The organism is uncultured Ruegeria sp. (assembly GCF_947500045.1).
Taxonomy (GTDB): Bacteria; Pseudomonadota; Alphaproteobacteria; order Rhodobacterales; family Rhodobacteraceae; genus Ruegeria.
The window spans coordinates 41168-54461 of record NZ_CANMQQ010000012.1 but is presented as its reverse complement, the minus strand read 5'-3'; the positions used below and the strand labels follow the sequence as shown (position 1 = coordinate 54461).

Here is a 13294-nt window from a genome sequence, read left to right as displayed (position 1 = left end):
GCCATCCACATTGCCACCTGCCTCAATGAGTGTTAGGGCAGCCCGGATCAATATTTACCGGAGTGGAGCACCTGATGGCCGGGGACTATATCGTCAAAGACATTTCGCTGGCCGGATTTGGCCGCAAAGAACTGAATATTGCTGAAACCGAGATGCCGGGCCTGATGTCCCTGCGCGCTGAATACGGTGACAGCAAGCCATTGAGTGGTGCGCGGATCGTCGGTTCGCTGCACATGACCATTCAGACCGCTGTTCTGATCGAAACACTGGCTGCGCTGGGCGCGGATGTACGCTGGGCGTCATGCAACATCTTCTCAACGCAAGATCACGCGGCCGCGGCGATTGCCGAAGCGGGTATTCCCGTCTTTGCCATCAAGGGGCAGACGCTGGAAGAGCATTGGGATTATCTGGACAAATCCTTCTTGTTCGAAGATGGCCCGAACATGATCCTGGACGATGGCGGCGACGCAACATTGTACATCCTGCTGGGTGCCCGTGCCGAAGCGGGTGAGGACATTATCCCTGTTCCCGGTTCGGAAGAGGAAGAGGCGATTAAGGCGCAGATCAAGAAGCGCATGGCGGCCTCACCCGGCTGGTTCACCAAAATGCGGGACCAGATTCAGGGCGTGTCCGAGGAAACGACTACGGGTGTTAATCGGTTGTATCAACTGGTTAAAGAAGGTCAGTTGCCCTTCCCCGCGATCAACGTGAACGACAGTGTTACCAAGTCGAAATTCGACAACAAATACGGTTGCAAGGAATCGCTGGTCGACGGTATCCGCCGTGCTACCGATACGATGATGGCCGGTAAAGTTGCTGTGGTGTGTGGTTACGGCGACGTAGGCAAAGGTTCGGCCGCGTCTCTGCGCGGCGCTGGTGCCCGCGTGAAGGTGACCGAAGTGGACCCGATCTGCGCCCTGCAGGCTGCGATGGATGGGTTCGAAGTCACACTGCTGGAAGACGAAGTTGCAACGGCAGACCTTTTCATCACCACGACCGGCAACAAGGACGTGATCCGCATCGAGCATATGCGCGCGATGAAAGACATGGCCATCGTTGGCAACATCGGTCACTTCGACAATGAGATTCAGGTGGCCAGTTTGAAGAACCACAAATGGACCAACATCAAGGAACAGGTGGACATGATCGAGATGCCTTCGGGCAATCGCATTATCCTGCTGTCCGAAGGTCGTCTGCTGAACCTTGGCAACGCCACCGGCCACCCCTCTTTCGTGATGTCGGCCTCGTTTACCAACCAGGTTCTGGCGCAGATCGAGCTATTCACCAAGGGCGATGAGTACAAAAACGACGTCTACATCCTGCCCAAGCATCTGGATGAAAAAGTCGCCCGGCTGCATCTGGATCGCATTGGTGTAAAGCTGACCCAGATGGACAGTGAACAAGCGGCCTATATTGGCGTGAAGCCGGAAGGCCCGTACAAGCCGGAACATTATCGCTACTAATCCCGGCTCATTGTCAAACTACCCTGAAAACCACCGGCCAACCCCGGTGGTTTTTTCGTTGTGCTTTAGGGGGAAGGAACAGCGAAAAAAATCCTATTTGAGAAGCCCGGTTCTCTGCCAATCCTAGCATTCAGGCAATTGGGCCACTTTTAATTGAAATTCTGCGCAGGAGAGTTGAAAATGGGCAAACGCGATGAGCTGATCGCCAAATACGCTGAAGATTTGAAAGGCAAATGCGGGCTGGACCCTGATATGGACCTTTTGACCAAGGTTACAATCGGTTGTGGTCCGGCGATCTATGATGCGGATGCGTCAACAGTGGCTGCCAGCCAGGAAGCTGAGCTTGAGACGGTCAAGAACAACTTCCTTGTCAAAAAACTAGGCTTATCGGATGGTCCAGAACTGATGGAAGCGATCAACAAGGCCATGGAAACTTATGGCATGTCCGAACGCAACAAATACCGCGCTGTGGTCTATTACATGCTGACCAAGCATTTCGGTAAAGAGTCGGTCTACAGCTGAAAAGGGCTATAAACCAATGCGGAACCCATCGGTTGTTCCGGCGGGTGTTCCGTATTTGAGTGAAACTCTAACTACTTGGCGTTTGAAGCGCTGGGCGCAAATCGGTTAGGGTCAGGACATGACCAGGACGGTCAGAGCCAACAGATTTCCGTATGCGTGTGGTGAGTTTGGGAGCACGCGGGGTAGGGAAGGTTCTGCATTCGTCAGGGCCTTCCCTTTTTTCAATCCGCCACTGTGTGCCCCAGACCACAGATCAGCGACCATTCCGCATCACTGACCGGTTGCACGGATAGTCGAGAGTTCTTGACCAAGACCATCTCAGCCAGACGTTCATCCGCTTTGATCTGATCCAGTGTGACCGGAACGGTAAAAGGCCGTATCGCCTTGATGTCCACGCATTCCCAGCGTTCATCATCGGTGGTGCTGTCAGGATGCGCCTTGGCACAGACCTCGACAATGCCAACAACCGCCTTTTCCTTTTGCGAATGGTAGAAGAATCCCCGATCGCCAATCTGCATCTGGCGCATAAAATTACGGGCCTGATAGTTTCGGACCCCGTCCCATTCTTCGCCTGCATCACCTTTGGCGACCTGCTGATCCCAGCTCCAGGTTGAAGGTTCGGATTTGAACAGCCAGTACGCCATCAGCCAATCACCTTCTTCCATGGGATCAGCTCGACCGAGTCGAAAAGCCCTGCCAGCGCATAGGGGTCGTTGGCCGCCCAGGCCTGAGCGGCGGCCAGGTCTTCAACGTCCAAAATGATCAGCGACCCGATCATCGCATCGCCGTCCAACAGCGGACCCGCCTGCGACACAACACCGGTTTTCTCGATATAACCCAGATGGGCGGCGCGGTTGTCCATTCGGGTTTGCAGAGCGCCAGTTTTGTCCCGGGCGATCAGGGCAATGAGCATGTTATTCCTCCTTGAGCGGGCGACCCAGCAGCGCTTGAATCGCGTCAGTCACACTGTAATCACCGCTGCTGAGTTTCGCCACAGTCGAGCTGATGGGCATGTCCAATCCTTCATTCGCGGCGATCTTGGACATGGCTTGTGCGGTGGCAACACCTTCGACGGTGGTTGCGCTGTCGAATGATTTATTTAGGCCCAAAGACAGGCCAAAACGGTAATTTCGTGACAGCTCGGACGAGCAGGTCAGCACCAGATCGCCCAGACCTGACAGCCCCATCAGCGTGTCGGGCCGTGCGCCGCGCAGGGCGGCGAAGCGTTGCATCTCGGCAAATCCGCGGGTGATCAGCGCAGCGCGGGCGCTGTCACCCAGCCCCGCGCCAATGGCGGCGCCACAGCCAATGGCCATCACGTTTTTTAGCGCACCGCCCAGCTCAGCCCCGACAGTATCGGTGGTTCGATATAGACGCAGGTTGGCGGTCGTCAGTTCTTGTTGAAGGTTCTCACCCAATCCGGCGTCAGTGCAGGCTAGCGTCAGCGCGGTGGGCAGACCGCGCGCGATATCGTCGGCAAAGCTGGGTCCGGTCAGCAAGGCAGGATGCGCATCCGGGACGGTCTGATTAATAACGGCAACCGGTCCAAGCCCCGAGGTCAGTTCGATCCCTTTGCAGCAGGCCACCAGCGTCTTGCCGCTCAATTGAGCAGAGTTGAGGGTCAAGGCATCGCGTAGTTTCTGCATCGGCACCGCCAACAACAAAACATCGGATTGCACCGCCCGTTCAAAATCAGCCGTCACAGAAATGTTGTCAGGCAACGTCACGCCCGGCAGACGACCCGAATTCTCGCGTGACTGCTGCATAAGCTGCGCTTGCTCGGTGGTGCGCGACCAGAGTGTGACGGGCCCATTTCCCGCAAGAGATATAGCCAGAGCGGTTCCAAAGGCCCCTGATCCAAGTACGGATACGCTCATGCCTTGGCCCCTTTCCTACCACCACCGAGCATCGAAGGGCTGGTTTGATCCAGAGGCCATCGGGGACGTGCGATCAGATCAAGCCCGTCCCTTGCGCCGGTGCGATATCGCTCTAGACCGGCAAAGGCAATCATAGCCGCATTGTCGGTGCACAAGGCCAGTGGCGGGGCAATAAATCGGGCACCCATTTCTTCAGAAACAGTTTCTAACGCTGAACGAATGGCGGTATTTGCCGCAACACCTCCGGCTACTGCGATGACCGGAGCAGGTGGCGAGACTTCAAGGTACAGCCCAATTGCGCGGCGCGTTTTCTCAGCCAACGTATCGACGATGGATCGCTGGAACCCGGCACACAAATCGGCCCGATCCTGACGGGTCAGGCCACCTTTGTCGGCGACGATCTGATCCCGCAAACGCATCAAAGCGGTTTTTAGGCCCGAGAATGACAGATCACATCCGGGACGATCCAATAGCGGGCGGGGAAAGCGGAAACGGTTGGGATCACCCGCGCGGGCCTCGGCCTCGACCGAAGGGCCGCCGGGCTGCGGAAGGCCCAGCAGACGAGCTGTTTTGTCGAAGGCCTCTCCCGGAGCATCATCGATTGTACCCCCGAGGCGGGTGAACTGTTCCGGCCCGTGCGCGATCAGGTATTGGCAATGACCCCCTGAAACCAGAAGCATCAGATAGGGAAAGGCGATCCCGTCCGTCAGGCGCGGTGTTAGGGCATGCCCGGCCAGATGATTCACGCCGATCAGGGTCAGGCCGGTCGCGGCGCTCAGGCCCTTTGCGCACATGACACCGGAAATAACGCCGCCAATCAGGCCCGGACCGGCAGTTACGGCAATTGCATCGAGATCACTGAGGGCAATATCAGCCTGTGTTAGAGCCTGTTCTACGCAGACGTCCAGTTTTTCTGCATGCGCGCGGGCCGCGATCTCAGGCACAACACCACCATAGGCGCTGTGCAACTCGGCCTGGCCGTGCACCACTGATGACAGAATCTCGGCCTGCGCACCTGACTGCTGTCGCACGACAGCGGCGGCTGTATCATCGCAGCTGCTTTCCAGTCCGAGGACGGTAAGTGTTTGCACCATAGGCCTGATCCGTTGCATCATGATTGCCATGCGGGGTACCATCCCGCGCGGACGCAAACAATCCCAAGGCCGAAGGCGCCGACCGTTGTATTTGTTGATGACCCGCCCTCGCGCCGCCTCGGAAAGGTTTGTTGCGCAACTGCCGGCCCACATCAGGTCAGAGGTCGAGGTTATCCATTCACCCCTGTTGGAGATCGAACCGTTGAGGGTTGCGGTTGCGGCAGATGCAGTTGCTGGACTGATATTTTCATCGGCCAACGGCGTGAACGCTGCAACTATGTTGGATGTGGATCGCGACTTGCCCGCCTATTGTGTCGGTCCCGCGACCACAGAGGCCGCGAAAGCAGCTGGTTGGAACGCGCAGGTGCTGGGTGCAACGGCGGACGAGTTGGTGGCCAATCTGTTGAAGTGCGCACCGCAAGGTCCGCTGCTGCATCTGCGCGGAGAACATAGCCTTGGTAATGTCGCCGAGCGTCTGACCAATTCGGGCCTGACGACCCTTGAGCAACCGATTTATCAGCAACATCTATTACCGCTCAGTGACGCGGCAACCCAGGTCGCCGAATGTAATTCGCCAATTATCGCCCCAATTTTTTCGCCCCGCACAGCGCGACAATTTGCCGATATATGGGCCGGAACAGCGCCTTTGTTGCTGGCTGCAAATAGCGAAGCCACCGCGTGGCCCCTTAATTCCTTGACCTTTGAGCGATTGAAGATTGCGCGCGAGCCGAGTTCGGACCAAATGCAGGAAGTCGTTAAAAAACTTGTGAAACACGCGTTGCGGGTTGAGAGCGCGCCGGGTGCAGATTAACTTGGGTTAGTCTGTTGTTCACGTGTTTTGGGAATCGATAAGGGGATTAGGACGGTGGCTGATAAGAAGAAACCAGATCAGGAGCCGGTCGAAGACCCCAAGATTGAGGATGTTGCTGAGGCCATTGAGGATGAAAGCAACTCTAATTCGGAAGACAAAACCGTTGACGAAGCAGAGCCTGCGGATGATTTGACTTCCGAAGCCGAAGCCGAAGCCGAAGCCGAAGCCGAAGCCGAAGCCGAAGCCGAAGCCGAAGCCGAAGCCGAAGCCGAAGCCGTCGAAGTGCCAGAACCTGCAGAAGAGAAAGTGATCGAGCGCACCGTCGAAAAGCGGGGCGGGTTCGTTCCAGCCCTGCTCGGCGGGGTTGTTGCCGCCGGGATCGGGTTCGCAGTAGGCGGCGGATTTTCATCGCAAGGAGCAGACAGCGCAGATGCGATTGCCGCGCTCGAATCGAAACTGGCGGAACAATCCGATCAGATCGCCAAACTGACAAAATCCATGAGCGATAGCCCGGATGTCTCGGGTTTATCGGCTCAGATCACGGCACTGACAGACAAGCTGACGCCGGTCGAAAGCGATCTGGGCAGTTTGAAGTCCAGTGTTGATGGCCTGACAGGTCAGGTCGGACCTCTGGATGAGCGCCTGACCGCGCTGGAAAAGAAGCCGATCGAGGCAAATGTTTCACCCGAAACAACGGCCGCGTTTGAGGCTGAGCTGAAGAAACTTCAGGATTCACTGGCCGCTCAGCGCAGTGAAGTGGAAAAGATGGTTGCGGATGCGCAGGCATTGGAGGCCAAAGCCTCGGCCGAAGCACGCGCTGCGACCAATGCAGCGATCCTGTCGCGCTTGCATGGTCAGTTGGATGCGGGACAACCCTATGAGGATTTGGTTGCTGAACTGAAAGCCGGAGGTGTCGACGTGCCGGATGCATTGGCGGCGTCTTCGAAAGACGGGGTCGAAACACTCTCGGCCCTGCGCACTTCGTTTGCCCCGGCCGCCCGCGCGGCACTCTCCGATGCGCGCGATGCGGATAAAAGTACCGGGCTGGTTGCCTTTTTACAGCGTCAGACGGGCGCCCGGTCGGTGACACCGCAAGAGGGCGACGACCCGGATGCGATCCTGTCGCGCGCTCAGGCGGCGTTGGCGGATGGCGATGTCACACAGGCGCTGACCGAATTGAAATCTCTGCCCGAGGCGGCGCAGACCGCATTGGCTGATTGGGAGCAGGCGGCGCAGACGCGGGTCTCTGCCGTCGAGGCCGCAAACACGCTTGCTTCAAGCCTGAACTCGAACTGAAGGACCTGCCATGCTGTGGTCATTGTTAAAGATCCTTGTTTTTGTTGCGATTATCGGCCTGCTGGCCATGGGCGCGGGTTTCCTGATGGAATCGTCGGGCGGTGTTCAGATTACCGTCGCAGGTACTGAATACACGCTGGGGCCGTTGCAATCGGTGATCGCTCTGGGTGTTCTGGTGTTCGCAGTCTGGCTGTTCTTCAAACTGCTGACCCTTCTGATCGCGACGCTAAAATTCCTCAATGGCGATGAAACCGCCTTGTCACGCTATTTCGACCGCAGTCGCGAGCAGCGCGGATATCAGGCGCTGGCGGATGGTCTAATGGCGCTGGCCTCTGGTGAAGGCCGCGTTGCGATGACCAAGGCGAGCAAAGCCGAGAAGCTGTTGAATAAACCGGAATTGACCAATCTTCTGGTGGCGCAGGCTGCCGAGATGACGGGTGATACAAAAAAAGCCTCTGACACCTACAAGAAGCTGGTCGCTAATAATGCCACACGCTTTGTCGGTGTGCGTGGGATTATGAAGCAGAAGCTGGCGGAAGGGGATGATGAAACCGCGCGCAAGCTGGCCGAGAAGGCGCTGACGCTGAAACCCCGGCATGAAGAAACTCAGGATATGCTTTTGAACCTGCAGACCAAAGCGCAGGATTGGGCCGGGGCGCGGTCCACGCTGACGTCAAAGCTGAAGGCAGGGTATCTGCCACGCGATGTGTTCAAGCGGCGCGATGCGGTACTTGCCCTGTCCGAGGCCAAAGAGCTTTTGGATGAAACGGCAACGATCGAACAGCAGGAACACGCGATCGAGGCCAACCGCCTGTCACCTGATCTGGTGCCGGCTGCGGCCATGGCGGCGCGGGCTTATATCAAAAAAGGCAAACCGCGCCCGGCGACCAAAATTCTGAAAAAAGCATGGGAAGTTCAGCCCCACCCCGATCTGGCCCATGCCTTTGCCGAGATTGCGCCAGATGAAACACCCGAGCAGCGGGTCAAGCGATTCACAGTGCTGACCCGTATTCACCCCGAAAATATGGAGACCCGCCTGATCCTGGCCGAACTCAACATCGTTGCCGAGGATTTCCCCGAGGCGCGCCGCGCGCTGGGCGATGTGGTTGAAAAGCAAGGGGACGCACGGGCCTATACGCTGATGGCTGCGATTGAACGGGGCGAAGGTGCCTCGGACGCGGTGGTTCAGGGGTGGCTGGCCAGGGCGTTGAACGCACCGCGCGGACCACAATGGGTTTGCGACAATTGCCACGACATTCAGGCCGAATGGGGCCCGGTCTGCCAGAACTGCGGCAGCTTTGACACGCTTAGCTGGCAGACACCGCAGACGCCCGAGATCGCCAGCGCGACTGGGGTACATATGTTGCCGCTGATCGTCGGAGCACTAGAGGACCAAGCCGAACCCGAAGAGGTCGAGGAAGTGGAAGAACCCGACGAAACGCCGGCAGAGGAAGAGGTGATCGAAGTCGAGGCTGAACCGGTTACGGAAGAGGTCGCAAGACAGACTTAACGCGCGGTTTCGATGTTGAATGCGTCGTTCCACAGTTTGAACAACCCGGCCCGCCGGTTCTGATCAAGGGCCACCAGCAATGCGGGCGACAGCGGGATAAAGCGGCGGGCGCTCGGGGTTAGGCCGGTCTCAGATTCGTCCAGACGCGTCACGAGGCCCGAGGCTGCCAGCATTTCCTGCGCCTCAGGTGACAGCAGGAAATCCAGCAGCACAATAGCGGCTTGTTTGTTCTGTGCCTGACGCGGGATCATATAGGCACGGGACAGGACAAGCGTGTAGTCCTCGGGCAAGATCACGCCAACGCCGGGCAGATTGGCATTGGCCACATAAGATCCAAGCACATTATAGGCGATCAGAAAACGCCCCTGTGCTACCTCGTCAATAATGTGGGCAGAACAGCAGGTCGCTACTGCATCGATGCGGGCAAAGCCTTCGATCAATGAGCCGAATGTCGTCGCCTCAAGGCTGTCACCGTAGGCAAACAGATACCCAAGGCCGGATGCGGCGATGTCATATGTTGCGACCCGCCCGCGCAGCAAGTCAGGGCGTGTCCGCATCGCGTCGAGCAGCGCAAACCGGTCTCGTGGCACATCCTCATTCGTCAGGCCATCCTTGTTATAGACGATAACTGCGGGTTCCGTCGTGATGCCCCACAATTCATCCCGCCAACGTCGGGCCGGGGGCAGGGCCTGCGTTTCCGGTGAGCTGTAGCGATAGGCGCATGCAGAGTTCACCAGCCAGACCATTTGTTGAATGGCCGAGGAAAACACAACATCTGCTGGTGCCTCACCGGACTTACATGCGGTTTTGCTATGCTGAAACAAGGCGTTTGAGCCCCATTGCTCATAGGTGATGCTCAGGTTCGGGTTTTGTGCTGTAAACCGTTCCAGCACGGGACTGATGATTGCGATATCTGTGGTTGACCGGATCAGCATCATCTCGGGCCCGGTACCGAACTGAGTGACGTCCTCTTGCGCGCGCAGGGATGTCGCCGCGATCAAAGTCAAGCCAAGCAACAAGCGGATCATCATCGCACTCCTTCCGGTGCGGCTGGGAAACTCAGCGCCGCCCTGAAACCTGTGGTGTCGGCGGACATTTCAACCTTGCCGTCAAACGCTTCGGCCGTGGATTTCACGATCGAAAGGCCAAGCCCTGTGCTGTCTTCACCGGATCCAGCGGTGCGATTGAACCTGTCACCCAGTTGACTAGAGATGTTTAAGGCAGGGCCTGAACCGCAGTCACGAACCCAAAGGATTGCGCGATTGTCTGCGCATTCTGCCCCGATGCTCACTGGCGGTTTGCCGTGGCGAAGTGCATTGCGCAGCAGGTTCTTGGCGGCCTCACTGATGGAAAAGGCATCCCCTAGCACAAGAACCGGGTCTTCGCCGATCTCCAAACGTACTTCAACGCCGGGCGCGATCAGTTCATGATCGCGTTCTTCCAGGATTTCCAATGCCACCTCGCGCAGATCGACCGGAAGGCGCGGGGCGCTGTCGATGCGATGGATCACCATCGCGCGCGACAGAAGTTGATCCAGCAGGGTGCCCAGAGACCGGGTGCGCCCCAACAACCGGTCCAACGCACGTTTGCGCGCGGGCGCGTCTGGGTCGTCCTGTGCGATTTCGGCTTGTACGCGGATTGCTGCAACGGGGGTGCGCAATTGGTGCGCAGTATCCGCGATCAAGTTGCGCATCGTGTCCACCTGCCGGTCCAAACGCCCCATGAACCGGTTCATTGCACCAAGCATCACCTGCAGCTCTCGCGGTAAACCATCGCTTGGCATCGGCGTCAGATCATAGGGGTCGCGTCCCGTCAGATCATCCGATAGCGCCTCGAGCGGACGCAGAGCAGAGCGTGTGACAAACCACGACATGATCAACAGCAGAATTCCGGCAACGGCCATGGGCAGTAGGGCATCCCGCATTAGGCTGGCCGTCATGGACTGGCGCGCGCGCAGGGTCTGACCAACAAGGACCTCAACCTCGCCCGAGAAATCGCGTTCTGCAAACAAGCGCGTCACGCGTACAAAGCGGGCGGGTTCATCGTTCAGATCCGCTGCAAAATACTGTGGACCAATGCCATTTGGTTCGGGCGGAAGGATCTTGGTCTCCGGGTCCAGCCCGGTGATGAACGGCCCCTCGGGCACCTGTACCGCATAATAGATGCGATCATCGGGTGCCTGCGCCAGTAGCTGAAACGCCGAGACCGGCAGATCGACCACGGGCATACCGTCCTGAATACGCACCGATTCCGCGATATCGCTGGCGGCCCCCAGCAGTAACCGATCATAAGCTTCGCGCGCGGCCAGACGCCCGTTGACCCAGATTGACAAGGCCACCAACAAACCGCCAAGCACAAGGATCAGAATAACGGCGCTGAGAACGCGGGCCGTCAGGCTGTGGGGCAAGTGCAATCTAGCCATCCAGACCGATCCGATACCCCACGCCGCGTTGTGTTGTGATGCTGATAACGCTGCCAGAGAACCTTTTGCGCAGCCGAGCGATGTAAAGCTCGATTGCGTTTTCGCCGACGTCTGCGTCCTCGAACCCGTAGAGCGAATTATACAGCCGGGTCTTTGACATATACTGACCTTCATGCCGGATCAGCTCATCCAGGACCGCCGCTTCGCGCGCTGTCAGGTTCAGGCGTTTACCGTTCAGAGAGGCGCTGCGGTCCTTGGGGGCATAGATCAGTGGTCCCAGTGTGATTTGTTCGCTTTTGCGGTTCGCATCGCGGCGCACCAACGCGCGTAGCCGCGCCTCAAGTTCTCGCTGGTCGAAGGGTTTGCCCAGATAGTCGTCTGCGCCCTTGTCCAGCGCGGCGACGCGATCCTCAACCGAAGTCAGCGCCGTCAGCATCAAAACCGGGGTTCGGTCGCCCGAGGCACGGATCTTGCCCAGAAAGCTAAGGCCCGACCCATCGGGAAGATTGATATCCAACAGCATGGCGTCATAGCTCTGCACCGCGCGAAAATCTTGGGCGGATTCCACGGTGGTCGCCAGATCGCATACCACGCCGGACCGGGCCAGATGGGTCACAACCCCCTCGGCCAGATCTTCGGTATCTTCGATCATCAGTACGCGCATGTTCCCCCGCAAACCGTCCGTCAGCCGCGTGACAGGTTCGTGACAGCATTATTCGCTAAAGAAAATCATCCTGCAAGAAAAGGCCGCGCGGCCCAAAGCTTGCGGGGATTGGTTTTGGCTGTCGTGTAAGGCCCAAAAAGACCCTTGGAGGAGGAACGAATGAAACTGTTTGGAACAGGCGGCGCGATTGCCGCTGCTGTCTTTGCCCTATCTGGCGTTGCCGCCAGTGCTCAGGAGTGCATCGCCCCGGCCAACCCGGGTGGTGGCTGGGATTTCACTTGCCGTCAGGTCGGCAAGTCGCTGCAGGACCTGGGCCTGATCGACCAGACCATGCAGGTTGTGAACCTAGCCGGCGGTGGTGGTGGCGTTGCCTTTGCCGAGGTCGTGAACAAGCGTGGTGAAGACAACGAGTTGATCGTAGCCGCCAGCGCAGCCACAGCGACCCGTCTGGCGCAAGGCGCTTATCCCGGAAATACCATGGATCAGGTGCGCTGGCTGGCTGCGATCGGTGCCGATTACGGCGTGATCGCTGTTGCAGCTGATAGTCCGGTCAATACGTTGCCGGAACTGCTGGACCAGATTAAGGCAGACCCGACTACAGTTTCGGTCGCTGGCGGTTCGGCTGTGGGCGGCTGGGATCACCTGAAGGTGCTGATCGCGGCAAACGCATATGGTATCGACGATGTGCGCGCCGTTAAATACATCGCCTTTGATGGCGGCGGCGAGGCGGTGACACAGCTGCTGGCCGGTTCAGTTCAGGCCTTCACCGGTGATATTTCGGAAGCCAAAGGCTTTGTCGATTCAGGTGACATCAAGGTGATTGCAGTCCTCGCGCCCGAACGTCTGCCGGGCGAGTTCGCGGACTTCCCGACGGCCAAAGAGCAGGGCATCGACGCGATCGGCGCCAACTGGCGCGGATTCTACGCTCCGGGTGGTATGACCGATGAGGCTTATGGCGATTGGGTCGGCAAGATTGGTGATCTTTACGCGTCGGATGAGTGGAAAGAGGTTATGGCCGCTAATGGCCTAGCCCCACTGGATCTGCAAGGTGCGGACTTCCAGAACTTCGTCGCTGAATCTGTGGGCCAAATTCAAACCATCTCGAAAGAGATCGGCATCATCAAGTAATCGGCTCTAACTAAGGGTGTTTCGCATGTGTGTGAAACACCCGACAAGAATTCAAACGAATAGGAGACACCGATGAGTGACCGCATCTTCGGGGTCGTCGGACTGCTTCTCGCCATCGGATTTGCCTTTTCCGCACTGGCGATTGAAGAAAGCTTTCTGTCCGATGCCGTTGGACCCAAAGCTTTCCCGCTGATCATCGCCGCCATCTTGGGGTTGTCGAGCATTGTCATCGCGATCCGCCCGGATGCCGAACCTGAATGGCCCGCGCTGGGCCGGTTGGTCGAGGTTGGGGCCGCTGTGGTTGTCATGATCTTTTATGCCGAGCTGTTGCCGGTTGTTGGCTTTGTCATCGCCACTGCATTTGCCGCCACTTATCTGGCGTGGCGGCTGGGCTCTGGCCCGATTGAATGCGTTATAGTGGGCGTGGGAACGTCGCTGGGCATCTACGTTATCTTCCATCTGGTTCTGGGGCTTTCGCTGGCCCGCGGGCCACTGGGTTTCTGAGGA

14 protein-coding genes are annotated in these 13294 nt (G+C 58.0%); 7 read left to right on the top strand and 7 right to left on the bottom strand.

Annotated features, from left to right (window positions below; genetic code table 11):
* Window positions 1–74 precede the first annotated feature (74 nt).
* Window positions 75–1463, top strand: a complete 1389-nt coding sequence (gene ahcY, locus Q1B46_RS17625) for an adenosylhomocysteinase (protein ID WP_299950032.1) — start codon at window positions 75–77, stop codon at window positions 1461–1463.
* Window positions 1464–1643: 180 nt separating this feature from the next.
* Window positions 1644–1985 carry a DUF2853 family protein gene (locus Q1B46_RS17620; RefSeq protein ID WP_299661177.1) on the top strand — a complete coding sequence of 114 codons (342 nt, stop codon included), beginning with the start codon at window positions 1644–1646 and terminating at the stop codon, window positions 1983–1985.
* A gap of 221 nt (window positions 1986–2206) precedes the next feature.
* On the opposite strand, the gene Q1B46_RS17615 is transcribed toward Q1B46_RS17620, so the two are convergent.
* Genes Q1B46_RS17615 through tsaD form a run of 4 tightly spaced genes read right to left on the bottom strand, consistent with a single transcriptional unit; the run spans window position 2207 to window position 4956 of the window.
* A complete protein-coding gene (locus tag Q1B46_RS17615; RefSeq protein WP_299950196.1) occupies window positions 2207–2629 on the bottom strand; it encodes an EVE domain-containing protein in 423 nt (140 codons plus the stop codon).
* Entirely contained in the window at window positions 2629–2898 is a 270-nt protein-coding gene (locus Q1B46_RS17610) for a YciI family protein (RefSeq protein WP_299950030.1), read from the bottom strand. Before Q1B46_RS17610 ends, Q1B46_RS17615 begins: the two co-directional genes overlap by 1 nt.
* Before the next feature lies 1 nt (window position 2899).
* Window positions 2900–3862, bottom strand: coding sequence for an NAD(P)H-dependent glycerol-3-phosphate dehydrogenase (locus Q1B46_RS17605; RefSeq protein WP_299950028.1), 963 nt, complete (start codon window positions 3860–3862; stop codon window positions 2900–2902).
* Window positions 3859–4956, bottom strand: a complete 1098-nt coding sequence (tsaD, locus tag Q1B46_RS17600) for a tRNA (adenosine(37)-N6)-threonylcarbamoyltransferase complex transferase subunit TsaD (RefSeq protein WP_299950194.1) — start codon at window positions 4954–4956, stop codon at window positions 3859–3861. The genes Q1B46_RS17605 and tsaD overlap by 4 nt, the downstream gene beginning before the upstream one ends.
* A gap of 97 nt (window positions 4957–5053) precedes the next feature.
* On the opposite strand from tsaD, the gene Q1B46_RS17595 reads away from it, so the two are divergent.
* From Q1B46_RS17595 to Q1B46_RS17585, 3 genes are read left to right on the top strand one after another with little or no spacing between them, the layout of a single operon-like run.
* Complete coding sequence (locus tag Q1B46_RS17595; protein WP_299950026.1) at window positions 5054–5767, top strand: uroporphyrinogen-III synthase; 714 nt, start codon at window positions 5054–5056, stop codon at window positions 5765–5767.
* A gap of 54 nt (window positions 5768–5821) precedes the next feature.
* Window positions 5822–7063 carry a hypothetical protein gene (locus tag Q1B46_RS17590; protein WP_299950024.1) on the top strand — a complete coding sequence of 414 codons (1242 nt, stop codon included), beginning with the start codon at window positions 5822–5824 and terminating at the stop codon, window positions 7061–7063.
* Window positions 7064–7073: 10 nt separating this feature from the next.
* On the top strand, window positions 7074–8573 hold the full coding sequence (locus Q1B46_RS17585; protein ID WP_299950022.1) for a heme biosynthesis HemY N-terminal domain-containing protein: 1500 nt from the start codon (window positions 7074–7076) through the stop codon (window positions 8571–8573).
* On the opposite strand, the gene Q1B46_RS17580 is transcribed toward Q1B46_RS17585, so the two are convergent.
* From Q1B46_RS17580 to Q1B46_RS17570, 3 genes are read right to left on the bottom strand one after another with little or no spacing between them, the layout of a single operon-like run.
* A complete protein-coding gene (locus Q1B46_RS17580; protein WP_299950020.1) occupies window positions 8570–9601 on the bottom strand; it encodes an extracellular solute-binding protein in 1032 nt (343 codons plus the stop codon). The two genes, Q1B46_RS17585 and Q1B46_RS17580, sit on opposite strands and share 4 nt — an antisense overlap.
* Window positions 9601–10995 carry a sensor histidine kinase gene (locus Q1B46_RS17575; protein ID WP_299950018.1) on the bottom strand — a complete coding sequence of 465 codons (1395 nt, stop codon included), beginning with the start codon at window positions 10993–10995 and terminating at the stop codon, window positions 9601–9603. Before Q1B46_RS17575 ends, Q1B46_RS17580 begins: the two co-directional genes overlap by 1 nt.
* The gene (locus Q1B46_RS17570) at window positions 10988–11659 is read right to left on the bottom strand and encodes a response regulator transcription factor (RefSeq protein WP_299950017.1); all 672 of its coding nucleotides are present in this window, start codon (window positions 11657–11659) and stop codon (window positions 10988–10990) included. The genes Q1B46_RS17575 and Q1B46_RS17570 overlap by 8 nt, the downstream gene beginning before the upstream one ends.
* A 159-nt stretch (window positions 11660–11818) precedes the next feature.
* Between Q1B46_RS17570 and Q1B46_RS17565 the strand changes: the two genes are divergently transcribed.
* A complete protein-coding gene (locus Q1B46_RS17565; protein WP_299950015.1) occupies window positions 11819–12787 on the top strand; it encodes a tripartite tricarboxylate transporter substrate-binding protein in 969 nt (322 codons plus the stop codon).
* Between the two features lie 72 nt (window positions 12788–12859).
* A complete protein-coding gene (locus Q1B46_RS17560; RefSeq protein WP_299669491.1) occupies window positions 12860–13291 on the top strand; it encodes a tripartite tricarboxylate transporter TctB family protein in 432 nt (143 codons plus the stop codon).
* Window positions 13292–13294: the final 3 nt, after the last annotated feature.